Source organism: Nocardia sp. Tas62D01 (assembly GCF_055232035.1).
The window spans coordinates 563,940-589,417 of sequence record NZ_JBUYUZ010000001.1 but is presented as its reverse complement, the minus strand read 5'-3'; the positions used below and the strand labels follow the sequence as shown (position 1 = coordinate 589,417).

The window sequence follows — 25,478 nt, the reverse complement described above, 5'->3', positions numbered from 1 at the left end:
TGCGCTTCGGCCACTCGGACGCGAGCCGGGCCGCGAACGGCGCTCGTAAGACAGCGCGTGGCGGTTGGGTTTGCGGGTCGCCGCTTTGATCGGGGCTTGCCGTGCACGCCGGGCTTGTCCGTCAAACGCGTCGCCGTGCACGCCGGGCTTGGTCCGTCAAACGCGTCGGAAAGTACTGGCGAACTCGGTGGCGGCCACGCGGAGGCGTCGGCGTGCCGGGACTACTGCTCGATGCCGGAAGACCGCGTAGCCGGATTGTTCGATCTGGTCGAGGATGCCCGCGTAGAGGGTGCTCGCGGTGCGGATGGCCGGGCGGACGCGCGGTTCGAGTAGGTCGATGCCGGGGTTGGCGGTGCGATAGATGTCGCGGTTGATCGCGATGAGGTGGGCCAGCGCGCGGCGGACCCGCTGATCGGTGTGGCCGGTGCGGTGGCAGTGCGCGAGCAGATCGTGGTCGACGCCGAAGGCGGCGAGTTCGTCGGCGGGGAGGTACACGCGTCCGCGATCGAGATCCTCGGCGACATCGCGCAGGAAATTGGTGAGCTGGAACGCCTCGCCGAGGGCGCCGGCCGCGGTTTCGGCCTCGGCCACGGGTACGACGGCGCCGAGGACCGGCAGTAGCTGCAATCCGATCGCCGCCGCCGAGCCGCGCATGTAGTCGCGCAGTTCGGCCATCGTGGCGTAGCGGTTGCGGTATTGCGGGGTGCCGAGGATGTCCATTCGCATCGCGTCCATGAACGTCCAGAAGTGCTGGGGCGCAATGGCATAGCGGTCGATGGTGGCGGTGAGCGCGACCAGCACCCGGCGGCGTTGGTCGCCGATTCGCTCCGGGAGCGGATTACCGTCCAGTTGGCTGCGTAGCTGCTTCTCGATCCGGTCCAGCAGTTCGGCGCAGTCCTGGACGCGATAGGCGACGGCCACCGGATCGGGGGTGTCCGCGAGGTCGAGCCCCTCGGCGTGATCGACGATGTCGTCGACCATCCTGGCGAACGCGTACAGCGCGTGCACCGCTGGTCTTCGCTCGGCCGATAGCAGGCGGGTCGCCAGGAAGTAGGTCCGCCCGTGCGTCGCGGCGATCTGCTTGCATGCGCGGAAGGCGCCGGATAGTTCGGCGTCGGTCGGCTCGGTGCCCGTCATCGCCGTGGTGACGGCGCCGGATCCGTCGGGGTGGCCCGCAAGCGCAGCGGGTCCACCTTCCGCAGCGACATCGCCGCCACCACGGCGGCGAAGGTCGCGGCGGCCACGTGCCAGAAGTTGTAGAGCCCGATCGAACCGTCCGGCTGGAACACCAGCATCAGCCAGGTACACAGACCGACCAGCACCATCAGCGTGGTGGTGGACAGCGCGAATCCGGCGGCCAGCGCCAGCGGCCAGGAGTAGTACCAGGGCAGCGCGGCTGGAGACAGGATGACGATCGCGACGAACGCGATGAGGATGCCGAGCACCGCCTCGCGCTCGCTGTGCCGGAACCGCCACCAGGTCCACACCAGCACCGCGACCAGCGCCACCGCGCAGATCGTCCTGGTCACGCCGAGCACCGGATCCATGCGCCACGGGGTCACCCAGGTGGTCGCGTGCGCCATGATCGTCGGCAGCGACAGCCAGTTGATGATCTTCTTCGAGCCCGACAGCGCGGTCAGCCAGCCGATGCCCACTCCCGCGGCGGCTGAGGCGGCCACGAAGACCACTGCGAACACGCTCAGCCCGAGCCCGGCGATCTTGGCGAACATCACTGCGGGATGCGGCATTTCCTCGCTGGGCCGCGCGGCATCGGGCTCGCCCTCGAGCGCTTGGGTGGCGCCAGGTGACTCCGCGGCGCGCTGCAGTGCCCGGCGTTCCTTCTCGTGCAACATCCAGATCCACACCAGGAACGGCAGCGCGATGCCTGCGGTCGCCTTGATGGCCACACCGATCGCGACGACCACGATGCCCGACACATGATGGCGTTCCAACACCAGCGCGATGCCCGCGCACATCAGGCCGACCATCAGCATCTCGTTGTGCACGCCACCGATGAGGTGGATCAGCACGAGAGGATTGAGCACGGCCAGCCACAGCGCGACCGTCGGCTTGCCGCCGAGATGCTTGGTCAGATACGGCACCGCCCACATCATCAGCACCAGGCCGGGCAGCATGACCAGCCGCAGCGCGATCGTCCCGGCCACCACGTTGTCGCCGGTGATGGTGGTGATCGCGCGGCCGAGTAGCAGGAAGACCGGACCGTATGGCGCCGTCGTAGTGGTCCACACGGGGCTCACGTTGTCAAGCAGCACACCGGGATTCGCGACCGGGCCGACCTGATACGGGTCGAATCCGTCGCGTAGCAGCGCGCCCTGGGCCAGGTAGGAGTAGGCATCGCGGCTGAACATCGGCGCGGCGAACAGCAGCGGAAAGATCCAGATGCCGACGATCGCGCGTAGCTCGTTGAGCGTGACGCCCGCGTCCGACCGATCGCCGAAGCCAATCGTGGTCCGGCCGAGCCGGACCCACGCGGTGATCATCAGCAGCACGCCGACCCAGATGACCATGGTCGACAGCGCGTAGCCGTGGCCGAATCGCAGCCAGGACAGATGCATCGCCTCGAGCAGCGGATCGCGTTTGCGAACGCTGCCCGCGCCGAACCCGCCGAAGGTGATCATCACCGCGCCGAAGAACCCGAGCAGCGCGGAGTGCCCCTCGGGGCTGCGTAGGAAATCGGCGGAGGTCCGCATCCCCCACCGGAATCCGTGCACGGGCGCCGCGACGGGGACGGTGGGCTCGGTCGCGTCGCGCTGGTGCTCCGGCGCGCTCGATGTGCGGTCCGCGAGGCTCGCGTGGGTCTCGATGATCAGGTCCTCGGTGGCGGTTGCGGCGCTGGTTTCGGGGGGTGGCATGTGGTGTCGGTCCCCCCGGAGAGATCGGCGGTCGCAGCCGCGAGCGAATAGGTCGGCGTTGAGTTTAGAGGTTTGCAGGGAACACTATCCCGGTGGAGCGTGGGGTTTCATCCCCAGCACCGGTGATCCGGTTTGCCGCCAGTTTTCCGGACAGCAAGGTGGTGGGCACTCCCACACCCGGAGTGGTGCCGCAACCCGCGATAACTACGTTGTCGCTGGAGCGTGGAAAATTGCGTGGACGGAATGGTCCGGTTTGCCGGAACAGGTGCGCCGCGGAGAACGGTGTTCCGGCCAACATGCCTTGGTCGCGCCAGGTGTACGGGGTGTCCAAGCGATCGACCGTGAAGTGTTCGGCAATGCCGTGATAGCCGCGTGATTCCAACACGTCGAGCAGTTCGCGGAGGTAGGACGGGCCGAGTCGATTCCAGTCCAGGGGCGCGGAATCGAGGTTCGGGCAGGGGGCCAGCAGCGAGAACGGTTCGTGCCGTCGATCTAGTCGATCGATGTAGAGGGTCGGGTCGGTGAGCGCGGGCCTGGTCAGCAGCAGCGACGGATCGCCCATCAGCTTGCCCCTGCCGCGCCGGGCGGTGATCTCGGCGAACGTCTGGTTCCACGCGTGCCCGAAGTCGATGGTGTGGTGCGACTGCACCGGCCAGGTGGCGGCGATCTCGGCGGGCACCGTGCCGTGCGCGACGACGGCCGAGGGCGCTGCTCGCAGCCTGCGCGGGCGCACGCCGAAACGTTCGATCGAGCCGAGGTCGGTACTGAGCACCAAGGCGTCGCAGTCGAAGGTCCGGCCATCGGCGGTTCGAACCCGCCGCGCTCGCCTGCCCGCATAGTCGATCGCGGTGACCTCGGTGCTCAGCGCCAAAGTGCCGCCCGCCGCGGTGAACGCGTCGGCCAAGGCGACGGCGATGGCACGCATGCCGCCCTCGGGGAAGTACACGCCCAGCGAGGTGTCCATGTGCGGTATCGCGCCGTACACGGCCAGCGCCTCGGCGGGCGGCATGCCCGCGTAGAGCGCCTGAAAGGTGAACAGCCGGGCGAGCCTGGGATCGTGCAGGAACCGGCCGACCCGCGGGCCGAGCCTGCCGAACCCGCCGAGCCGCACCAGGTCCGCGAGCGCGCGCCGCTTCTCGGGTTTGCGCACCATATCCAGCGGCGAATCGAAGTTCGTGTCCATGAACTCGCCGAACTCCGCCTGGTAGATCCGTGTCAGCCAGGCCCGCAGCCGGCGGTATCCACGCGCCTCCTCGGGACCGCAGACCCCGCTCACCTCTTCGGCCATCGTCTCGGCGTCGGCGAACACCCTGATGGTGGCTCCATCGGCGAACCTGGCGTGGTAGCTCGGCGCGAGTTGATGGATACGCAGTGGCGGCGTGCAGGATTCCGGGGTCTGTCCGACCGCGGCGAGAGCGTCGGTGATCAGCTCCGGCAGCGTCAATACTGTCGCGCCGGAATCGATCTCGTAGTCCGGCCCGCGATAGTGCCCGACCCGGCCGCCGGGATGGTCGGCCCGTTCCAGCAGCGTCACGGTCCGTCCGGCGCCGGTGAGATACAGCGCGGCGGCAAGACCGGAGAGGCCCGCGCCTACGACCACGACGCGATCGGTCGGTCCCGCAACGGTTTTCATCTCACGCCGCCCGCTTGGTCGCGGCTAGTGCGATGGTACGCAGCTGCTCTTTCGCCGCTGGGGTGGCGGAACTGGATTCGATGGCGGCCAGGGCCTGTTCGGTGAGGTCGGCGATGCGGCGTTCCACTTTGTCGGCGGCGCCGAGTTCGGTGAGGGTGGCGCGCAGGTGTTCCACTTGGTCCGCTGTGAGGTTGGTGCCGATGCTGGTGCGCAGCAGGGCGGCGGCGGCCGGGTCGGTGGCGTCGGCGCGCCGCAAGGCCTCGGCGACCAGCACGGTGCGCTTGCCCTCGCGCAGGTCGTCGCCGGAGGGTTTGCCGGTGACCGCCGGGTCGCCGAAGACGCCGAGCAGGTCGTCGCGGAGCTGGAAGGCGATGCCGATATCGGTGCCGAAGGTGCGGTAGCCCTCGACGAGCTCGGGGTCGGCGTCGGCGATGGCCGCGCCGAGATGCAGCGGGCGTTCGACGGTGTAGGCGGCGGTTTTGTAGCGGTTGATCCGCAACGCGGCGGCCACGGATTCGTCGCCGCCCGCCTCGCCGTTGATGTCGAGCAGCTGGCCCCCGAGCACCTCGGTGCGCATCAGCGCCCAGACCGACGCGAACCGGGCGATGGCCGAGGGATCGAGGCCCGAGGCGTGCACCATGTCATCGGCCCAGGCCAGCGCCAGGTCACCGACGAGGATGGCGACACTGGTGCCGAACTGTGCGGAGTCGCCAGCCCAGCAGCGATCGCGGTGGCGCTGCTCGAAATCGACGTGCACGGTGGGGAAGCGGCGCCGGGTGCGCGAAGAATCGATGATGTCATCGTGGATCAGGGCGCACGCCTGCACCAATTCCAGTGCGGCACAGGCATTCAGGACCGCGGCCGCGTCGGGACCCGTCGGGTCGCCGCCCGCGCCGAGCCAGCCGGTCCAGGCGAAGGCGGGCCTGGTTCGTTTGCCGCCGCGCAGTACGAACAGCTCGAGCGCATCCGCGGCTTGTACGAATACCGAACCCAGCGGTTCCACGATGGGTCGCCGGGTGCGGAAGAAGGTGGTGAGCGCCGCTTCGACGGCGTCGACGAACGCGGGCGTCCCTGCCTTCAGCGTTGCGTAATCGGTCTCCGGAGCAGTGTCGTAACCGGCCGTGTCACCCGGAACTGATCCGGTGGACGCGGCCGACGATGTGGCCGCGTCGGAGGACGTGACACGAGGCGTCTGGATACCGGATCCGGCGGACAGGGGAGCCTCCAAGGTCGTGCGGGTGGTGGTCGGCGCCGGGTCGCCCTGGACGCTACAAGTGTTTCGGTGCCGAGCGAGTTCTGTGTGTCGCTCGGCGGTGGCGGATGTGCCGCCTCGTCGCAGAATACGCGGTCGCTGGCGACTGCTTGCGGGTCGCTCGACATAACGTCGCCGGCGACTGCCCGGACAACACCTGCGTGAGCGACCCGACAGCGTCGCGACCGGCCACCACTACACTGGACCGGTGACTTTCGATAACGTGCGGGGACGCTCGACCGCTGGCCGGCCGTCTCCGGCACCACCGATCGTCTCTGGAACACCGTCGGTTGTGGAGAGTTTGCGGACCCATTCGGGCAGCGCGGTGCCGTTTTCGGTCGAGTTCAACCCGCCGCGCGACGCCGCCGCCGAGGCTCGGCTGTGGCGTGCGGTGCGGCAGTTCGAGCGGATGCATCCGGCCTTCGTCTCGATGACCTACGGTGCGGGCGGCTCCACCCGCGATCGCACCGTGCGGGTGACCGGCGCGCTGGCCCAGGAGACGACGCTGCTGCCGGTGGCGCACCTGACCGCCGTCGAGCACAGCGTGGCCGAGCTGCGCTCACTGGTCGGCGCGTACGCCGACTCCGGCATCAAGAACATCCTGGTGCTGCGCGGCGACCCGCCGGGCGATCCGCTCGGCGCATGGACCCAACATCCCGAGGGCGTCGCCTATGCCGAGGAACTGGTGCGCATCGTGCGCGATCTCGGCGACTTCCACGTGGGCGTCGCGTCCTTCCCGCAGGGCCACCACCGCTCGCCCGATCTGGACACCGATACCCGGTACCTGGCCGCGAAACTGCGTGCGGGCGCTGAGTATTCGATCACCCAGATGTTCTTCGACGTCGAGCACTATCTGCGACTGCGCGACCGCGTCGCCGCGTTCGACCCGATCGAGGCGGCCAAGCCGATCATCCCCGAGCTGATGCCGATCACCTCGCTGCGCACCGTCGCCCGCGCCGAGGAACTCTGCGGCCGGGCGCTGCCGAGCTCCGTCATGGACCGGCTGCACAAGGCCGCCGGCGACGATCCCGGCGGCAATCAGGCGGCCGTCCGTGCGGTCGGCATCGAGATCGCCACCGAAATGGGCAACCGCCTGATCAATGAGGGCGCCCCCTGCCTGCACTTCATCACCCTCAACTTCGCCAAGGCCACCAGCGAGGTCCTCACCAACCTCGGCTATGGAGTGACGGCAGCCCCGATCAGCGCCTGACCCAACAGCGAGACGCCCGAGACGCCAGAGCGCGGCCAACCGAGTCGTCAGGCCGTCGCCACTACGATTGGTGGGCCTGCATGCTCCTGACAGATGCACCGCGCAGTGGCGTACTTCGGGCCTACGGTTACCTACACAAACACCCACCACGCGCGAGTCTTACGAGCGCCGTTCGCGGCCGGCTCGCGTCCGAGTGGCCGAAGCGCATGCGACGCAGTCGCGAGTCTCGGCCGCTCGGACGCGGGCCTTCGGGGCCGCGAACCCGCAGCGCCGCAGGCGCTGCAAATTAAACACAGCCCCATTCCTCGGCGAGGAGGCGGTGGGATTCCAAACTGTCGGTGTGGTTGTGGGCGATGCTGGTGATCAGGAGTTCGTCGGCGCCTGCCACGCGTTGTAGTGCGGCGAGACGTTCGGCGACTGTTGTTGGGGCGCCGACGAATTGGGTGGCCAAGCGGTCGTCGACCAGGCGTTGTTGCTCCGGCGTCAGTGGCGTGGCGGTGGCGGGGTCGAGGTAGTCGGCGGCGCCTGCCCCGCTGCGGATGCTGTGTACCCATTGTCCGTAGGTCGAGGCCCGTTGTTGCGCGGTCGCGTCGTCTTGGGCGACGACCACGTCCGCAGAGATCACCACATAGGGGTCGGCCAGTTGGGGTGACGGGCGGAAGGCCGCCCGGTAGGCCTCGACCGCGTCCAGGGCGGTGCCCGGCGCGACGTGGTAGGCGGCGGCGAAGGGCAGGCCGAGTTGTCCGGCGAGTTCGGCGCTTTCGCTGGCCGAGCTGCCGAAGAGCCACAGTTCGATCTGGGCGCCCTCGCCCGGAACCGCGTGCAGCGCAATACCATCGGCACTCCGATAGGTGCCGTTGAGCAGTGCGCGCACCTCGTCAACCTGATCGGCGAAGTCCAGTGCTCGGGCGCCCGCCTGCTGCAGTGCGCCGAGTGAGGCGACGAACTTCGACCGATCGGCGATCCGGCCGGGATCGAACGGTGGCGGGACGACCACGCACTCGCGGATCTCGGTGCGCCCGGTCACCGTGTCTATCACCGGGTGGCTCTTCTTCGGGTGCTCGGGTTGTGCGCCGAACTGGGCGCGGCGGTGGCCGGAGCGGCCGAGCCCCAGATCGAGTCGGCCCGGGTACAGGGCGTCGATGGTGCCGAAGGCCTCGACGATCGACGCGGACGTGTGATGACTCACCTGCACCGCACCCGACCCGACCCGGATGCGTGAGGTGGCCGCCGCGACCAGACCGATGAGGGTGATCGATGAGGAACTGGCCACTGACACGAAATGGTGTTCGGCCAGCTAATACCGGTGGTAGCCCCACTGTTCGGCGTGCTGCGCGCGATGGTGTTGCGCAGCGCCTGTTGTGCGGTGGATCCGGCGCTGATCGGAGCCAGGTCCAGGATCGATAGTGGAGCGATCACGCCGACCGTCCCAACCGTGGATGCTGTTCTCCCGCTTCGATGGCCACGCGCAACCGGTTCTCCGCGGGCGCCAGCGGGCAGGTCGCGAAATCGGTGAAGGCGCAGGGCAGATTGGACGCGCGGTTGAAGTCGAGCCGTACCGTACCGTCGGAATCCGGTGCGCTCATCGCGAGCGAGCGGGCCGCCGGGTAGGTGGTGACGCCGCTGGTGGCGTCGGTGAACAGGATCCGCAGACTGTCCGGCTCACCGAAGGCGATGACCTGTTCGGTGACGGTGCCGAGGGTGAATTCGATAGCGCCCGCGGCGGTGTGGTGATGTTCGAGGCCGTCGACGACCGCGCCGGTGGTGACGGTGCACGGTGCGTCGAACGGTTCGAAACGGCCATCGATCACCCAGCGCGGGTCGGGCGCGTAGGCCGGGATCCCCTCGAAGCTCAGCAGTGTCGCGGCGGCCGGATCGTGCACCCGCACCGCGTAGCGCCCGGTGCGGCGGATCACCTCGAGCACCCGATTCTCGTGCAGCACACTGAGTCCCGGCGCGCCCTCGGCGGGGGCGATGATCTGCACGCCCGCGATGCCGACGCCGTCATACTCCAGCCGGTCGGCGGGCTGGGCGGTGATGAACACCTTGTTGTCGGTGACCCACCAGGTGCCGGGCACTTCCGGCAGGCGCTCGGGTTGGTCGGTGAGCCAATGGATTCCGGTCAAGCTCAGGAAGCCGAGCGGGTCGCGCAGCTGATCCTCTCTGGCGAGCTGCCAGGAAGCCCACTCGGTCTCGAAAAGTGTGGTGGTGCTGGTGGTCATGACGCTCGGGCTCCTTCGTGTGCGGTGCTGCGGTGGTTCTGGTGGGGATGGGGCAGGCCGAGATGTTCGCGCAGGGTGCTGCCGATGTACTCGGTGCGGAAACTGCCGCGTTCCAGCGACAGGTGCACAATCTGGCAGCGAGGTCAGCTCCGACAACTCGCGGAGGTGACCCGGCACTGGTTGACATGCCGCCGGGCCCAACGGTTGATGCGCTGTTCGATGATCACTTCGGTTCCTCCATCGTTCCCGGCGGAAGCACCCGCACCCGACGAGGCGGGGGGTTGCTGCGACGTCGACGAGCCAGGTCTCTCGGTCGCTTGGTGCGGCCCGCGCCGAACGCGGGCCGATATAAGGGTCTGGCCGAAACATCATGCAAATCAAGGCAACCCCAGGACAAGGTTAGGAATCACTCTGAGCTCAGCCCTTGCCCCACACCCCCCGCCCCGCGATCATTGCCACGGTCGTCATGCGGAACCGCCGCGATATCATCGGTCTGCGCCCGAATCACCACCCCACACGCGCCGTCCCATGGCCGTCCTCCCGTCGAATACTCCAGCGCACGCCGAGGACTATCCGCGACGATGCGACTGCGTCATCGGCAGGGCCGACGCGACTACATCACCGATAGAGACGACGACGCGACTGTCGACGTCGCTGACCGCTGTTGTTCAGCATGTTCGGGTTCTCGAGGCCAGCGGTCTCATCGGCAGAGTTGGGGCTCGCCGCAATCACGGCTGGACGCGTGCGACGCGCCGAGAATTTGCTAGTCGAAAAAAGCCCTGATACGTGGATTTGCCGAGTACCCTGACCTCGATCGTGCCGACGATGAGGAGGTCTCTGTGACCGTTTTGCGCCGTCTGACCACGTTTACCGCCATCGCGACCAGCTCGGCCGCACTAGCGTTCGCGGTCCCGGCCGCCGCTTTCGGTGCACCGGCTGCCCCCGCCCCGGTGGCCCCTGCCCCCGCCGCGGCGGGCGATCGCCTAGGTCAGGCGCAAACCGCGGCTCCCAATGACCTATTCGGCGCGTATCAATCGGCCATAGACGCCCTACGCGCCTTCGGCATGGACCCGTTCCTTTATCCGACCGCCGCCGCCTTCTGCTCCAACGCCACCACCCTCGGCCTGGTTCCCGCGGTCGCGGGCGCTGTGCCCGGCCCGTGGCCCAAGACCAATGTGCCGATCCCCGGCCTCGATCTGTCCGCCGTCAAGGCCGGCCAGACCCTGTTCACGTTCGTGCCCTACGGCGTGGCGCCGGACACCTCGACCGTGTCGGGCATGCGGGTCGCGTGGTTGAACCTGAGCAACGGACGCAGCGGCTCCACCGCAATGGGCCCGCTGTCGGACGTCTTCCGCGCCATGGTGCCTCCGGAGATGCCCCCGGAGATCCGGCCCTTGGCCGAACGCGCCGTCCAAGAATTCTTCGCCGCCGCCCTTCCTGTCGGCGGTGTCCGCGCGATCCCCGTCGATACGGGCTCGGGGACCGTGCTGGCAGCGGTCTTCGGCACTGTCGACAACGGGGGGCGCTCCTGTTTCTTTTTACCGACGGTGGGCATTGTGTCGGTTAGGTGAGATGCGGCCTGCACGGACACTTTTCGATGGAAATCGACGAGATTCGCCATTGCGGTGCGAAAGTGTCCGTGCAGGCCTGGTCCAACCGGAGACACCCGCCGCTGTGCGTCCACGCCGCGCTTACCACGTAGACAGCGCCCGACCCTTCCAGCGCAACTCACCACGCCGATGGGCCCGACGGGATCGCACCCGCAGCCGGTGATACGCCCCAATGGACACCGGATGAGCCAGTGCCGCAAGGACATCCGCCCCTGCGACCGTACCGCCGCTCTCGATAGAGCGCGCCAACATCCGCCCCGCTACCGCGGCACAGTAGCCCACCAGCCCGGCCCGTCGGACCGCGCCCCTGCCCACAATTGCGGCCAGCGGCGGAGCACAATAGCCCAGTGCCGCAACGGCTCCAACTGCCGCGCCGCCGACCGCGGAACCACCGTAGGCGGACCACAGCCAACGGGTATAGCCCGCGTCGAGTTCCGCGGCGCCGCAGTACATTCGGGTGTCCGCCAGCCCGCCCGCGGCGACCAGTGCGGTACGGAAACCGGAACGGCGCAGTGCGCGAGCGATATCCAGGTCTTCGGTGGCGCTGGCGGCCACCGCACCGTGACCGCCGATGGCGCGGTATGCCTCGGCATCGAAGACGAGAAACTGTCCGCATGCCACCGCTGTCGAAGGCCGGGTGCTGCGGTTGGCCACCGAGATGGGCAGTGTGGACGCCCACGACCAGCACAGCAGCGGTTGCACCACGGCTTCCGCCGCCGAACCGGCCCGTTGGCGAGGCCAGGGCGACAGCAGTGCGACACCCTGCCGGTGCAATTGCGCCACCGCCGCCGCGACCGCATTGGGCGCCAACCGGATATCGGCATCGAGGAATACCAGCGTCTGTGTATCCGCGAGCGCGGCCAACCGGGCGCAGGCCGCGGCCTTGCCGGTCCACCCCGGATCCGGCTCGGTATCGCTGCGGATCACCGTGCACCGTTCGTCGCCCGCGATCGCGGCGGTAGCGGCGGCGGCAGTGTCGTCGGTGGAAGCGTCATCGAGGATCAGCACCCGCAGCCGTGGCACGCCGACCTGAGCCCGCAGATCCGCGATCAGCGCGGGCAGTCGCGTGGCTTCGTTGCGCGCGGGAACGCAGACCGTGATCGGCTCGATCGCCGTCGCCGCCGTATCGGGCAATCGACGCATCGTCGTCCAGTTGTACAGCGCGATCGCCGCACCGAGCAGCGCGATACCGGCGCCCGCACGGGTGAGTGTCGTTGCGGCTGTGTGGAGATTCACGGCTTCGGCATCATGTCGACACCAGCCGGCATGACCGCGCTGGTGTCGTGTCATGAACTCAGCGATTCTGCCGCGGTCGCCACAGGCTGCTGAAGGAGAAACCTTCCGGGGCGCCAGGGGGCGCGGGGTTGCGGTTCATGTACGCCACCGCGGCGACGATGGCGGCGACCGCGAGGGTGATGCCGCCGACGATGCCCGCCCAGCCCGCGAAGGAGCGGGTGTTCGGGTCGGCGTAGCTGACCTCGGCGCGCAGCGTGGACACATCGCCGGGCGGCAGCTTCCATGACACCGTCGAATCGTCTTCGCGGTTGCCGTTGGTCTTGGCGACCCGGGCCGGGAACGCCACCGAGAACTGCACGTCCGAGCCGTGCGGCGGAACGGATTTCAGATCCACCCTGCCATTGAGGCTGACCAGGTCGCCGGTGCGCACGAACTGCAGGTTGAACATGCCCTGCGTCTGTTCGGACAGTCCGCCGAGCTGCGAAACCTCTCCGAATGAGAGGTCGTCGAAGAACACCTTGCTGCCCACGTACCCGTCCTGGCTGTAGGGCTCCACCCGCACCTTCGCCGCCAGCGAGTCGGGCGCCTTCAGCTGCGGGCCCTTGTCATTGGGGTCCGCCGGGACGACCGCGGCCACGATCCGGCCGGACACCCGGTCATTGGAGGACACACCCATCGATACCTGCACGCGCAGGCAGCCGGCGAGCATGGGAACCAGCAATGCCGCCAGCAGGACTGCCGCCGCTATCCGGATCCCTGGGCGGGGCGAGCGCGGCGACGGTAGAACCGGAGCGTCGGGTATCGTGGTGAGAGGACTCGGCTGCACGGCTCACATCGTGCCAGGCCACTGGTTCAGATTGCCACGCGACGGGCGGAACCGCCCCCGTTGTGTTCCCTCCGGGACCGCACCAGCCGCACTACCAGCGGTACCCCGAGAATTCCCAGCCCGATCCCGCCGTAGCAGGCCGAAGCGGGCAAGCCCAGGAACACCGCATGCGCCAGCGCCGACCCGAGCCAGGTCCACAGAAAGACCGCGACCGGCACCGCGACCGACTCGGCAGTCGAACCCGACGACCCCACTTCGTGCGTGACGCGATCCCACACCGTCAGCAGCAACGCCATCACCAACGCCACCCCGAACCACCCTAGATAGTTGGTATAGGGAATCTGCGCCAGCCAGGGCAGCCCCGAATCGGTGTCGCACCAACTCCACTGCCCGTCGGCGACCATCTGCGGATCCAAAGACAGATCCCACCCCACCGCACCCACCGCCGTGAGTCCGATCCGCCAGACAGCCCGCCGCGACAGCAGCCCGGCCACCACCCACACCGGATACACCCCTCCGGTCCAGGCCGATGCGACCACCAACGGCACCCCGGCCAGCGCGGGACCCAGCCTGCCATCCGCGTAGTCATAACAACCGAACGGGAATCCCGTTGCGGTACCGATGACCTCGGCAAGCAGCCCCAGCCCGGACACAGTCACCAGGAACCCTGCGGCATATCGCGGCCCTCGCGTCACCGCGGCATGGACCAGCGCCGTAGCCGCCGAGAGCAACACGACCACGACGGTCACCTGATCACGGGCGACCCCCGAGGTCAGCGGATAGCAGATCTGCACGACGACCAGTAGGACCGCGAACACGACGGGTATCAGTCCTCGCGCTGGCCGCCGGCCAGTCGGGGCACCACCGGATCCTGTTATCGCGAGCCGTCGAATGGGCGCTGCTGCCTGCCGGTCCTGTTTGCGTGCGGGCCGTCGTCGGGCCTGGCCCACAGGCATGTGCTCATGGCGGGCTCGGTCTGGGCGCGGGGTGGTGCTTGTTGGCGCCTGCTGATCAGCGAGAACCAATTCCGGCGCGGAGGGCTCTACCGTCTCAGGCCCGCGGTGCCCAGCGGTCGGCGGGCTCAGTTCCATATTCGGCCCGGCTTGTCCGACCGCCTGCGGTTCGATGTGGTCCGTCATCGCTTGCGCAGCAACGGGAACCGACTCCGGCGCTGGTCGCGCAGGACGAGTTGTGCCGCGCTGCGTCCGCTGGCGCCGGACACCCCGCCGCCTGGATGGGTCGATGCCCCGGTCAGATACAGCCCCGGCGCGCCGGGCACACGCTGCCCCGACAATTCCGGCAGTGGTCGCCACAGCATCATCTGGTCCAGGGACATCTCGACATGCATGACATTGCCGCCGCGCAGGCCCATTTCGCGTTCGAGATCCACGGGTGTCTGCACGTATCGCCGCAGCACCGACTCGGCGAAACCTGGTGCATAGGAGTCGACTTCGGCGATGATGCGGTCGGCCTCACGGTCGGCGTGCGCGGCCCAGTCACTGCCGTCGGCCAACTCGTACGGATGCCACTGCGCCCACAGCGAGAGTTGGTGCTCGCCGGGCGGAGCGATGGTCGGGTCCACAGCGCTGAAGCTCATGGCGAGCACGACCGGCCGCGGCGGTAGGTCCCCGGCGAGGGCGGCGCCGTGTGCCAATCGCAGCTGACGCCGATCGGAGACGAGAAATTGCAGGCCACGGGCGGATTCGTCGGTCGAGCCTCCGGGGTAGCGGGGCAGTGCGCTGGTCGCCAGCCGCACCACCATGCCGATACCCGGGCCGACCCGAATTCGCCGCTGCCAGTCGTCGATAACGGCATCATCGAATCCGCCCTCGCGCAACAGGTCCAGCGTGGTCAGCACATGCGCGCCCGCGATCACGGTGTCCGCGTACAGATTTCGGCCCGAGGCGGTGCGCACCCGCCAGCCGTCCCCTGCCCGTTGCAGCGCGGTGACCGCGTCGCCCGCCGACACCGTGCCGCCGTCAGCGCGCAACCGGGCGACGAGCGCCGCCGACAGCGCGCCACTGCCGCCGACTGCGCGACCCGGCGGCCGGGTGTGCATGAGGGCAGCGAATCCCACCATCGGCGCGGTGCCCGGCTCCGACATCGGAGGGCCGGACTGGGCGCCGAACCAGGCCAGCGATGCCTTGAGCCGCTCGTCGTCGAAGAAATTGTCCAGCAGGGCGTCCCCGGACTGCAGGAACTCCCGCGACAGCGCGCTGCCACCGTCGCGCGCGTCCAGCCCCCAGAACGAACGCAGCAACCGGCCGGGAGTGGGCGCACCGCCGAACGCGCGCATCACCCGCGCGGTGCGTGGCCCCCAGAGTTCGACGAAACGCCGGTACGCTGCGGCATCGCGCGCCCCGCAGGCCGCGCCGATCGACGCGCAGGTCCGGTCGAGATCGCGGTAAAACACGATGGGCGCGCCGCCGCGGTGCTCAGCGGGTGTGAAACCCCAAGGTTCACAGTCGATATAGCGCAACCCGAACCGGGAAAGCCCGAGCTCCTCGATGATCCCGGTGTGGCGCACCATGATGTGCGCGGACGATCCGCGATCGACCAGATGCCCTGGGAAACGTTCGACGGTCGACACCGCTCCGCCGAGCACCGCATCGCGCTCGAGCACCTCGACCTGTCGACCCGCGCGCGCCAGGTAGCAGGCCGCGACAAGGGCGTTGTGGCCCGACCCGATCACGAGAACCGTCACGCGACCCTCACGACCGTGCCCTCGGCCGAGACGCTCGACCCATTCACAGCGGCAGCCGTCGCCCGAGAATCGCGAACGGCCTGGTGTCGCCCGCGAAGACGAAATCCCGGACCACGTCGGTGAATCCCTGGCTGCGGTACAGTCGCCAGGCTCGGTTTTCCTCGCGCTGGACCTCCGGCGTGGACAGCAGAACCGCGCGTTCGGACCGGTTCTGCAGCAGCCTGGTCAGCAGGGTCGCGCCGATGCCTCGGCCTTGGGCGGCCGGGTGCACGTGCAACTCGGTGAGTTCGAAATAGTCCGAGAGTAGTTCGCGCGCCGAATGTTCCGGCCAACCCGACCGTCGCATCCCGCTGTGTACCTGCTGGTGCCACCACTGGTGGGCGGCGCCGCGGTAACCGTAGGCGATTGCCACGATCGGCGCCGACCGGAGGTCGATGCACCCGGAATCGTCGGGCAAGACGGCGGCGACCGCCTGCCAGTCGGGACGGGTGGTGTGCTCGGTCCACATCGGCGCGCGGTGCTGTTCGGTGCCGCGCGGATAGTCCATCGCCGCGACATACACGGCCAGCGCATCGTGCAGCCGGGAGCGCAGGGCCGCGACCGGGAGATCAACGACGACGGGTGCGGGGGCGTGATTGGGCTTGACGGCAGTCATGGCTCTCGTCGGGCCGCGCTGGCGCGGAAGTTTGTCGGTGGGTGTCTCTATATTCAATCTCAATTCAAACGTTCGAATACCTGTTCGATCCGCGCGGTGCTGACAACTCGGCTCCCGCGCACACGATGGGCCAGGTGCGCGATTGCGGAGGGACGGCTGATGTCTGGTCGGATCGAACATGTGGGACAACCCGGTCGGGCGGGAAAACTGCTGAAAAAGGCCGACGGCCTGCTGATGCAAGCGGCGGGCGAGGAGGATCCGCGGGAGCGGTTCCGGACCGCGTACCTGGCGGCTTTGCGCGGCGCGGGCGCGGTGCTCGCGTTCACGGGGGCTGACGCCGCGCCGCGGGCGCGTTCGCGCAATGCCTGGGTGCTGTTGCAGCGGGCGGCGCCCGAGTTCGTCATGTGGGCCGACTACTTCAGCGCCCGCTCGGAGACGCGGGCCGCGCTGGAGGCCGGTCTGGATCGTGATGTCGACAATCAGGAGGCCGACGAGTTCTATTCGCGGGTGGGCGCATTCCTGCACGACGTGGAAGATCTCATTGATGCGGGGGCTCGATTGCGCCCGGCTCCGGGCTGGACGGGAGACATGACCGCTTAGTTATCGGCGACAAGGTGGTACGGCACTGATCGAACTCGTATCATTGGTGACAGATAGCCGCCAAGGTCGGCTGTCTGTCGCCTACCCGGAGGCGACAGCCAAGTCCTAGTGCCGGGGGAGGTACCGTGCCACTCTCCGAGCACGAGCAGCGCATGCTCGAACAGATTGAGAGCGCTCTCTATGCTGAGGATCCGAAGTTCGCCTCGTCCGTCCGCGGCGGACGCCTTCGCTCGACCTCGAGTCGTCGCAGACTCCAGGCCGCAGCCCTGTTCGTCCTCGGCTTGTTTCTACTCGTCGCCGGCATTGCTGCTCCGGTAAAGCTCGGCGACTTTCCGATCATCAGCCTGATCGGATTCATCGTGATGTTCGCCGCAGGCGTGCTCCTACTGCTCGGCGGTTCGAAGGGCATTGCCAAGGGTGGCCGGTCGGGCGATGCCCAGTCCGGTGGCGCGAGCGGCGGATCGAGCGGACGTGGGCGTCAGCGCAAGTCCGGTGGTTTCTCCGAGCGCATGGAAGATCGATTCCGGCGTAGGTTCGAGCAGGAGTAGCTCGTCCTCAGCCCGCGTTCAGCCTGACATCTACATATCAGACGGCGACGCCGCACCGATTCGGTGTGGCGTCGCCGTCTTGTGTGCGAGACGGCGAAGCGTCAGATCTTTCGGCTGGTTTCCCGCCACCCCACATCGCCCCACAAAGATCCCCACACCGCCCCATTCGCCCCCCTTAATGCGGGCGCACCAGGGCGTTTGCTGGTTGTTGTCGGGTGCTGGTCCAGCCGGTCGGCGCGTGTCGGGCGAACACGCAAATAGTTCCCCACCATGGTGATAGCTGGGATGATCTGCGGAATCGCGGAAGCGGGGAGCCAGATCACCTCGAGTTTCGATTGAAAGTGGGGGAAAGTGGGGTAATGTGGAGCGCGCTACAGGATTGAAGCCGTCAACCAAGGTGGTCCAGTAGGGAGGTATCGGGTTGTTTCTCGGTACCTACACACCTCGGTTGGACGACAAGGGGCGACTCACGTTGCCTGCGAAATTTCGAGACGATCTGGCGGGAGGGTTGATGGTCACGAAGGGGCAGGACCACAGCCTTGCCGTGTACCCCAAGGATGAGTTCACCGCGCTCGCTCGTCGGGCCGCGGCGGCATCTCGAAGTAATCCGCAGGCTCGCGCGTTCGTCCGGGCACTCGCGGCCGGAACGGATGAACAACATCCGGACGCACAGGGCCGGATCGTGTTGTCGGCCGATCACCGTCGCTATGCGAATCTTTCGCGGGATTGCGTAGTGATCGGATCGGTCGACTTCCTCGAGATATGGGATAAGCAGGCGTGGGAGTGCTACCTCGCCGAGCACGAGGAGGACTACGCGGACGCGAGAGACGAGTCGCTGGGCGGAATCTTCTAACCAAGCGAACGAGTGCCACGCGGCCTCTGCCCGGACGCGGACCCTGACGTACTTCCCCGACGCCAGGTGCCGTGTTTCGGACAGAGACCACGCGGCATTCGTATTTCGAAAGCAACTGTGTATCAAGGCGACCCGTGTGCGGTGCGCGACAACGCGAGGCAAAATCCCGGGAGGTCGAGGTGAACCGTGAACAGCACGGTCCCCGTCATGTTCCGGTTCTGCTCGGGCGCGCCGACGAACTCCTAGGACCGGCGCTGGGCAAGCCAGGCGCGGTCTATGTCGATGCCACCCTCGGACTCGGCGGGCATGCCGAACACTTCCTGCGCACCTATCCGCGGATTCGGCTGGTCGGACTCGACCGCGACACCTCGGCGCTGGCCCTTGCCGCCGAGCGACTACGGCCGTTCGAAGACCGAATCACCCTGGTGCACACCCGATATGATTGCATCGCCGACGCACTGGAGGAAGCGGGCCTGGCAGCCACCGGTTCGGTGAGCGCGATCCTGATGGATCTGGGTGTGTCCTCGATGCAGCTCGACGAGGCCGAGCGCGGCTTCGCCTACTCCATCGACGCGCCGCTGGACATGCGGATGGACCCGACCACCGGCCTCACCGCCGCCGACGTGCTCAACACCTACAGCCACGGCGATCTGGCCCGGGTGCTGAAAACCTACGGGGAAGAACGCTTTGCGGGCCGGATCGCCAGCGAAGTGGTGCGTAGGCGACAGCAGCGGCCGTTCACCACCAGCGCCGAGCTCGTCGAGGTGCTCTACGCGTCGATCCCGGCGGCGACCAGGCGGACTGGCGGGCACCCGGCCAAACGGACCTTCCAGGCGCTGCGGGTGGAGGTCAACCACGAGCTCGATTCGCTGAAGGCCGCACTGCCCGCGGCGCTCGATTCGCTGCGGGTCGGTGGGCGGATCGTGGTGATGTCCTATCAGTCGCTGGAGGATCGGGTGGTCAAGCAGGAACTGGCCCCGCGCACGACCTCGCGAACTCCGGTCGACCTACCGGTCGAATTGCCCGGTATGGGACCGGAATTCAAGCTGCTGACCCGCGGCGCCGAGAAGGCGACCGAGCGGGAGATCGAGGAAAACCCGCGCGCGGCGCCCGTGCGGATGCGTGCGGTAGAGAGAATCCAGGAGGGGAATTCATGAGTGTTCGGACGCGTACCGTCGAGGCGCCGGGCCGGGTCGCCCGCCGGGTTCAGGCCGCCGAGCGGGTGAAGTCCGGTGCGGCGCAACGGGCTTACGCCCGCCGCCGACTGCGCGCCGAGCAACTCTCCGACACTCCGGATCTGCCGAAACGGCGGGTATCGGTGATGGCGACGCGAATTCCCTTCGTGGCGACCATCATTGCGATGCTCGGCTGCGGACTCGTGGTCACCCTCCTGCTGACCACCCGGGCCGCGGAGGACAGCTATCAGCTCGGCGACGCCAGGTCGGTCAACCGCAAGCTCTCGGAGGAGCGGGCCGCACTGCAGCGTGAGGTCGAGGCCGCCGATTCGGCGCCGGAACTCGCGGCGCGGGCCCGGGAACTCGGCATGATCCCGGCCAAGGATCCGGCACGCATCGTGGTCGCTCCGGACGGCGTCGTGACGGTCATCGGAAAGCCGAGTCCCGCACAGGGTCCGCCGGTGCCGCCGCTGAATGTCGCGCCGTCGGAGCCGATCGCTGCGCAGCCGGGACATGTGCTGGCACAGGGTGAGCGGGTGGTGCCGGTGCCGATTTCGCGGCCGCCGTCGGCGCCAGGTCAGGAGAACGCGGCACAGGCCAACGACGCCCAAGGTCACACCTCGACGGCCGCTCCGACGCCAGCCAGCGCGGCGCCGGCGGCCACGAGCCCGGCCCCGGTGCCGCCGGTCCAGACTCCGGTGGCGCAGACCTCGGCAGTACCGCTGCCCGCCGAGGCGCCGGTCGAAGCGCCACAGCCCGCCGCGCCGGAAGCCCAAGCGCCACAGGCTCGATCACCGCAGGAGCAAGCTCCCCAACCGGAAACGCCGCAGGAGCAGGCCGCGCCCGGTGGAGGCGACCAGTGACCCAGACCAGGTCCGTGCCGCGACAGCGACGCGGGCCGAATCCATCCAAGCCGTCCAGACCCAGAGCCGCCGCTATGAAGAAGTCCGCGGACCGGCCACTGCGGCTGCGGCTCGGCGTCGGCAGGATCGTGATGCTGGTCGCCCTGCTGGTCGTCGCGCTGCAATTGCTGTGGCTGCAGAGCATTGCCGCGCCCGGTCTGTCCGCGCAGGCGGCCAGCCAGCGCACCACCCGTGAGCCCGAGGCGGCCACCCGTGGCTCGATCACCGACCGCAACGGCAAGGCGCTGGCCTTCACCATCACCGCGAAAGCGCTGACCTTCCAACCAATTCAGGTCCGGAAGGATCTCGCGGACGCCAAAGCCAAGAGTGCGAAGGCCCCCGATCCGGACGAGCGGCTGCGGGCCATCGCGAAGACCATCCACGACAAGCTCGGCAAGGACGCACCCAGCGAGTCGGATCTGCTGACGAAGCTGCGCAGTGATCAGACATTCCTGTACCTGGCCCGCAGCGTCGACCCGCGCATCGCCACCGACATCAGGTCGCTATACCCTGAGGTCGGCGCCGAACGCCAGGATGTGCGTGACTATCCGGGTGGTTCGTTGGCGGCCAACGTCATCGGCGCGACCGGCTGGGACGGGCACGGCCAGATCGGGCTCGAATCATCGATGGACTCGGTGCTGGCAGGGACCGACGGGTCGCTGACCTACGACCGCGGCTCCGACGGCGCGGTCATCCCCGGCAGCTCTCGCGATAAGCAGTCCGCCGTGAACGGCAACGCGGTGGAGCTGACCCTCGACTCGGACCTGCAGTACTACGTGCAGCAGCAGGTGCAGCAGGCCAAGGAGATGTCCGGCGCCAACTCGGCGTCCGCGGTGGTGCTCGACGCCAAATCCGGTCAGGTGCTTGCGATGTCCAACGACAATACCTTCAATCCGGTACTCGGGCCGGATCATTGGAACTCCGCGGACTTGAACAACCCCGCGGTGCAGGACCCGTTCGAGCCCGGCTCGGTCAACAAGATCGTGACCGCGGCCGCGTCCATCGAATACGGGTTGACCAATCCTGATGAGGTGCTGCAGGTTCCGGGCGAGATCCGGATGGCAGGCGTCACCGTGCACGACGCGTGGCCGCACGGTGTAGCGCCCTACACCACCACCGGAATTTTCGGTAAGTCCTCCAATGTCGGCACGTTGATGCTGGCGCAGCGGGTCGGTGAGGACCGGTTCGCGGACATGGTGAACCGCTTCGGTCTCGGCCGGCGCACCGGCGTCGGACTGCCCGGCGAGAGCCCGGGCCAGGTGCCGGCCAGGGACCAATGGTCCGGCGGCACCTTCGCGAACCTGCCGATCGGCCAGGGTCTCTCGATGACCACGCTGCAGATGACCGCGATGTACCAGGCGATCGCCAATGACGGCATGCGGATCCCGCCCCGGATCGTCAAGGCCAAGATCGCGCCCGACGGCACCCGCACCGAGGAAGCGCAGCCTGACGGGGTTCGGGTGGTGAGCCCGCAGACCGCGGCAACGCTGCGCACCATGTTCCAGGCGGTGGTGCAGAAGGATCCGATGGGCGTCCAGATGGGTACCGGCAGTCCCGCGGCGGTCGACGGCTATCAGGTCGCGGGCAAGACCGGCACCGCGCAGAAGGTCGACCCGAGCTGCCGCTGCTATTCGACCTCGTCGTTCTATATCACCTTCGCCGGGATGGTGCCCGCGGACAACCCGCGCTATGTCATCGGCCTGATGCTCGACGCACCCATCCGCAGCTCCGACGGCAGCGGCGGCGGCTCGGCCGCGCCCCTGTTCCACAACATCGCCTCCTGGGCGTTGCAACGTGACCGCATCCCGCCCTCGCCGGAGCCGGCCAAACGGTTCGTTCTGCAGGCTCCATAAGAATGTGTGGCTGTCGAATTGCGTCGTGAGGTTGAATCGGTGAGCCGCGTTGTCCGGCCATGAGCCGACCTCGGTAATCTGACTCGTCGTCCCAGTCCACTAGTCCGTGCCGATTCTCGAGAGGAGCCTTGTGCCCGCGCAGTTCAGCCAGCATGCGCTCCGGCCGACCCACCCGCGGTCGACGCCGCTGTCTACCGTGCCGGAGCTGATCGGCGCGAGCGTGCTGGGATCCGCTCCGGCGGATCTGCACGTCACCGGCATCGAGCAACGCTCGAACGCGGTGCAGCGCGGTGACCTGTTCGCCGCGCTGCCCGGCGCCCAGGCACATGGCGCCCGATTCGCGCGCGATGCCGTCGCGCGCGGCGCGATCGCGGTGTTCACCGACGCGGCAGGCGCGGAACTGGCAGGCGAGCTGAACGTGCCGGTGCTGGTGCGCGAGCAGCCGCGCGCGGTGCTCGGCGAACTGTCGGCCGTGCTCTACGGCAAGCCGTCGCAGCAACTGCGCATCGTCGGTATCACCGGCACCTCAGGCAAGACCACCACCGCGTATCTGGTGGAGGCAGGGCTGGCCGCCGCGGGTCTGTCCACCGCGCTGATCGGCACCATCGAGACCAGGATCGGCGGCCGCCGGGTGCCGAGCGCGCTGACCACGCCCGAGGCCCCGCAGCTGCACGCGATGTTCGCGCTGATGGTCGAGCAGGGTGTCGACGCGGTCGTGATGGAGGTGTCCAGCCACGCGCTGGCGCTGGGCAGGGTCGACGGCGTGCGCTTCGCGGTGGGCGCATTCACCAACCTGTCGCAGGACCACCTGGACTTCCACGCCGGCTTCGAGGACTACTTCGCCGCCAAGCGCAGGCTGTTCGAGCCCGAGTCGCCGGTCGCCGCCCGCACCGCGGTGATCTGTGTCGACGACGAGTGGGGACACCGGCTGGCCGCCGGACTCGCGAGCCCGATCACGGTGTCCACCCGTGGTTCCGCCGACTGGCAGGTCGAGGGCGCGGTGTCCGCGCACGGCGGCGAGCAGGAGTTCACCGTCACCGGGCCTGAGGTGAATGTCGATGTGCGCCTGCGGCTTCCGGGCCGCTACAACATCGCCAACGGGCTGCTCGCGCTCGCCGTGTGCGCGGCGGCGGACGCCGATCCCGCGGTCGTCGCGCCCGCGCTCGCCGCGGTCGACGTGCCGGGCCGGATGCAGCGGGTTGAGCGTGGCCAGGACTTCCTCGCCATTGTCGACTACGCGCACAAGCCGGCTGCGATCGAATCGGTAATCGCCACGCTGCGTGGACATCTCGCGACGGATGCGGCGGAATCCGCTGGTCGGCTCGCCGTGGTCGTCGGTGCGGGCGGCGACCGGGATGCGGGTAAGCGGCCGTTGATGGGCGCGGCCGCGGCACGCGGCGCCGACCTGCTGATCATCACCGACGACAATCCCCGCACCGAGGACCCGGCGGCCATCCGCGCCGCCATGCGCGCAGGCGCACAGGACATTCCGGCGGGCGAGCGCGGTGAGATCCGCGAGATCGGCGACCGGGCCGAGGCCATTGCGGCCGCGGTCGACTGGGCGCGGCCCGGTGATGCGGTGCTGGTCGCGGGCAAGGGCCACGAAGCAGGGCAGGAGATCCAGGGTGTGAAGCATCCGTTCGACGACCGCGACGTGCTCGCGGCGGCACTGGAGCGGCGCCTTGGCAGCGACCGATCCGACCAGACCACACAGCGAGCACAACGAAGTCCGCAGAGTTCGGACGCGGAGGACTTGACGGTTTCATGATCGAGATGACACTGCGAGAGATCGCCCACGTCGTGGGCGGCACGCTGCACGACGCGGCCGACCCGGAGGTGAGGGTAACGGGTTCGGTCGAATTCGATTCGCGCCGAATCGGTTCCGGGGATTTGTTCCTCGCCCTTCCTGGCGAGCGTTTCGACGGCCACGACTTCGCGAAGTCGGCGGTCGCCGCGGGTGCGGTCGCGGTGCTTGCGGCCAGGCCGGTAGGTGTGCCCGCCATCGTCGTCGCACCGAGCCTGGGCACCGTCCCGGCAAGTTCGGTTGCGCTGACCCATGATTCGGACGGTTCCGGCGCCGCGGTGCTGGCTGCCTTGGCGGCCCTCGCGCGGGCCAGCGTCGAACGACTCAGCGCGGCAGGCGGACTCACCGTTGTCGGAGTGACCGGCTCCTCCGGCAAGACCTCGACCAAGGATCTGCTCGCCGCCGTGCTCGCGCCGCTCGGCCCGGTGGTGGCACCGCCCGGATCGTTCAACAACGAGCTGGGCCACCCGTGGACCGCGCTGCGCGCCGACGCCGACACCCGCTTCCTGGTGCTGGAACTGTCCGCACGCGGGCCCGGTCACATCGCCGCGCTGGCACAGGTCGCACCGCCGCGGATCGGCGTCGTGCTCAATGTCGGCACCGCGCATCTCGGCGAGTTCGGCAGCCGCGAGGCGATCGCCGAGACCAAGGGCGAACTGGTGGAGGCGCTGCCGTCCGACGGTCTGGCCGTGCTCAATGCCGACGATCAGCAGGTGGCCGCGATGGCCGACCGCACGACCGCCCGCGTGGTGACGGTCGGGCAGGCCGAGCGGGCCGATGTCCGGGCCACCGATATCCGGCTAGATGACGCGGCGCGCGCCGGCTTCACCCTGCACACGCCGACCGGCAGCGTCCCGGTGCAGCTGGCCGTGCACGGCGAACACCAGGTCGGCAATGCGCTCGCCGCCGCAGCGGTGGCCCTGGAAAGCGGTGCCGATCTCGATACCGTCGCCGCGGCACTCTCCGGCGCGCGTGCCGCATCGGCCCGCCGGATGGATGTGCGGACCACCGCCGACGGCATCACCGTCGTCAACGACTCCTACAACGCCAATCCGGATTCGGTGCGGGCTGCACTCAAGGCGCTGGTCACCATGTCCCGCGCGGCCGACACCCCGCGCCGCACCTGGGCGGTGCTCGGCGAAATGGGCGAGCTCGGCGAGGAATCCGTGATCGAGCACGACCGGATCGGCCGCCTCGCGGTGCGCCTGGACGTCTCGCGGCTGATCGTGGTCGGCACCGGAAGGCCCTCCCACGCGATGCATCAGGGAGCGGTGATGGAAGGCTCATGGGGTGAGGAGTCGATTCTCGTGCCCGATATCGGCGCGGCCATCGCGCTGCTCGACGATGAGGTGGAGGCGGGCGATGTGGTGCTGGTGAAGGCATCGAAGTCGGTCGGCCTGTGGGAGGTCGCCGAACACCTCACCGGTACAGAGCGTGCGGGCGAACGCAGGGGTAGCACGGAGGCAGCGCAGTGAGCGAGCGAACCATCGGCACAGCGGTTATCGGCCGAACGACGGCGCCG

20 protein-coding genes and 1 pseudogene are annotated in these 25,478 nt (G+C 68.5%); 10 read left to right on the top strand and 11 right to left on the bottom strand.

Annotated elements, in window-relative coordinates; all coding sequences use genetic code 11:
- Positions 1-156 precede the first annotated feature (156 nt).
- The 4 genes from ACV7NQ_RS02950 to ACV7NQ_RS02935 all read right to left on the bottom strand — a co-directional run bounded on the left by ACV7NQ_RS02950 (position 157) and on the right by ACV7NQ_RS02935 (position 5,734).
- The gene (locus ACV7NQ_RS02950; protein WP_463358183.1) at positions 157-1,137 is read right to left on the bottom strand and encodes a phytoene/squalene synthase family protein; all 981 of its coding nucleotides are present in this window, start codon (positions 1,135-1,137) and stop codon (positions 157-159) included.
- Positions 1,134-2,711 (bottom strand): alpha-(1->6)-mannopyranosyltransferase A, encoded by a 1,578-nt coding sequence (locus tag ACV7NQ_RS02945; RefSeq protein ID WP_463365514.1) that lies wholly within the window; start codon positions 2,709-2,711, stop codon positions 1,134-1,136. Before ACV7NQ_RS02945 ends, ACV7NQ_RS02950 begins: the two co-directional genes overlap by 4 nt.
- Positions 2,712-2,937: 226 nt before the next feature.
- The gene (gene crtI / locus ACV7NQ_RS02940) at positions 2,938-4,506 is read right to left on the bottom strand and encodes a phytoene desaturase family protein (protein ID WP_463358182.1); all 1,569 of its coding nucleotides are present in this window, start codon (positions 4,504-4,506) and stop codon (positions 2,938-2,940) included.
- Position 4,507: 1 nt separating this feature from the next.
- Positions 4,508-5,734 (bottom strand): polyprenyl synthetase family protein, encoded by a 1,227-nt coding sequence (locus ACV7NQ_RS02935; protein ID WP_463358181.1) that lies wholly within the window; start codon positions 5,732-5,734, stop codon positions 4,508-4,510.
- A 232-nt stretch (positions 5,735-5,966) separates the two neighbouring features.
- Here ACV7NQ_RS02935 and ACV7NQ_RS02930 point away from each other — a divergent pair, with 232 nt between their 5' ends.
- A complete protein-coding gene (locus ACV7NQ_RS02930) occupies positions 5,967-6,968 on the top strand; it encodes a methylenetetrahydrofolate reductase (protein WP_463358180.1) in 1,002 nt (333 codons plus the stop codon).
- Positions 6,969-7,254: 286 nt separating this feature from the next.
- Here ACV7NQ_RS02930 and ACV7NQ_RS02925 read toward each other — a convergent pair.
- Both ACV7NQ_RS02925 and ACV7NQ_RS02920 read right to left on the bottom strand, forming a co-directional pair.
- Positions 7,255-8,387 (bottom strand): annotated as a pseudogene (locus ACV7NQ_RS02925) (LLM class flavin-dependent oxidoreductase).
- The gene (locus ACV7NQ_RS02920; RefSeq protein ID WP_463358179.1) at positions 8,384-9,190 is read right to left on the bottom strand and encodes a DUF1684 domain-containing protein; all 807 of its coding nucleotides are present in this window, start codon (positions 9,188-9,190) and stop codon (positions 8,384-8,386) included. The pseudogene ACV7NQ_RS02925 and the gene ACV7NQ_RS02920 overlap by 4 nt, the downstream one beginning before the upstream one ends.
- An 839-nt stretch (positions 9,191-10,029) precedes the next feature.
- On the opposite strand from ACV7NQ_RS02920, the gene ACV7NQ_RS02915 reads away from it, so the two are divergent.
- A complete protein-coding gene (locus tag ACV7NQ_RS02915; RefSeq protein WP_463358178.1) occupies positions 10,030-10,761 on the top strand; it encodes a hypothetical protein in 732 nt (243 codons plus the stop codon).
- 120 nt (positions 10,762-10,881) lie between these two features.
- Here ACV7NQ_RS02915 and ACV7NQ_RS02910 read toward each other — a convergent pair whose 3' ends face one another.
- From ACV7NQ_RS02910 to ACV7NQ_RS02890, 5 genes are all read right to left on the bottom strand, one after another.
- Positions 10,882-12,036 (bottom strand): glycosyltransferase family 2 protein, encoded by a 1,155-nt coding sequence (locus ACV7NQ_RS02910; protein ID WP_463358177.1) that lies wholly within the window; start codon positions 12,034-12,036, stop codon positions 10,882-10,884.
- Positions 12,037-12,094: 58 nt separating this feature from the next.
- Entirely contained in the window at positions 12,095-12,862 is a 768-nt protein-coding gene (locus ACV7NQ_RS02905) for an LppM family (lipo)protein (RefSeq protein WP_463358176.1), read from the bottom strand.
- 26 nt (positions 12,863-12,888) lie between these two features.
- Entirely contained in the window at positions 12,889-13,680 is a 792-nt protein-coding gene (locus ACV7NQ_RS02900; RefSeq protein WP_463358175.1) for a carotenoid biosynthesis protein, read from the bottom strand.
- 317 nt (positions 13,681-13,997) lie between these two features.
- Entirely contained in the window at positions 13,998-15,566 is a 1,569-nt protein-coding gene (locus ACV7NQ_RS02895; RefSeq protein WP_463358174.1) for a phytoene desaturase family protein, read from the bottom strand.
- 43 nt (positions 15,567-15,609) lie between these two features.
- Positions 15,610-16,221 carry a GNAT family N-acetyltransferase gene (locus tag ACV7NQ_RS02890; protein ID WP_463358173.1) on the bottom strand — a complete coding sequence of 204 codons (612 nt, stop codon included), beginning with the start codon at positions 16,219-16,221 and terminating at the stop codon, positions 15,610-15,612.
- Positions 16,222-16,380: 159 nt separating this feature from the next.
- Between ACV7NQ_RS02890 and ACV7NQ_RS02885 the strand changes: the two genes are divergently transcribed.
- The 8 genes from ACV7NQ_RS02885 to ACV7NQ_RS02850 all read left to right on the top strand — a co-directional run bounded on the left by ACV7NQ_RS02885 (position 16,381) and on the right by ACV7NQ_RS02850 (position 25,431).
- Complete coding sequence (locus tag ACV7NQ_RS02885; RefSeq protein ID WP_463358172.1) at positions 16,381-16,821, top strand: SAV_6107 family HEPN domain-containing protein; 441 nt, start codon at positions 16,381-16,383, stop codon at positions 16,819-16,821.
- Between the two features lie 125 nt (positions 16,822-16,946).
- Positions 16,947-17,369 carry a DUF3040 domain-containing protein gene (locus ACV7NQ_RS02880; RefSeq protein ID WP_463358171.1) on the top strand — a complete coding sequence of 141 codons (423 nt, stop codon included), beginning with the start codon at positions 16,947-16,949 and terminating at the stop codon, positions 17,367-17,369.
- Between the two features lie 421 nt (positions 17,370-17,790).
- Entirely contained in the window at positions 17,791-18,222 is a 432-nt protein-coding gene (gene mraZ / locus ACV7NQ_RS02875; RefSeq protein ID WP_463358170.1) for a division/cell wall cluster transcriptional repressor MraZ, read from the top strand.
- A gap of 179 nt (positions 18,223-18,401) precedes the next feature.
- Positions 18,402-19,379: a 16S rRNA (cytosine(1402)-N(4))-methyltransferase RsmH gene (gene rsmH / locus ACV7NQ_RS02870; RefSeq protein WP_463358169.1), complete on the top strand. Its 978-nt coding sequence runs from the start codon at positions 18,402-18,404 to the stop codon at positions 19,377-19,379.
- Entirely contained in the window at positions 19,376-20,260 is an 885-nt protein-coding gene (ftsL, locus tag ACV7NQ_RS02865; protein WP_463358168.1) for a cell division protein FtsL, read from the top strand. Before rsmH ends, ftsL begins: the two co-directional genes overlap by 4 nt.
- 74 nt (positions 20,261-20,334) lie before the next feature.
- On the top strand, positions 20,335-22,152 hold the full coding sequence (locus ACV7NQ_RS02860; protein ID WP_463358167.1) for a peptidoglycan D,D-transpeptidase FtsI family protein: 1,818 nt from the start codon (positions 20,335-20,337) through the stop codon (positions 22,150-22,152).
- Positions 22,153-22,282: 130 nt separating this feature from the next.
- Positions 22,283-23,920 (top strand): UDP-N-acetylmuramoyl-L-alanyl-D-glutamate--2,6-diaminopimelate ligase, encoded by a 1,638-nt coding sequence (locus tag ACV7NQ_RS02855; RefSeq protein ID WP_463358166.1) that lies wholly within the window; start codon positions 22,283-22,285, stop codon positions 23,918-23,920.
- On the top strand, positions 23,917-25,431 hold the full coding sequence (locus tag ACV7NQ_RS02850) for a UDP-N-acetylmuramoyl-tripeptide--D-alanyl-D-alanine ligase (protein ID WP_463358165.1): 1,515 nt from the start codon (positions 23,917-23,919) through the stop codon (positions 25,429-25,431). The genes ACV7NQ_RS02855 and ACV7NQ_RS02850 overlap by 4 nt, the downstream gene beginning before the upstream one ends.
- The last annotated feature ends 47 nt before the right edge of the window (positions 25,432-25,478 follow it).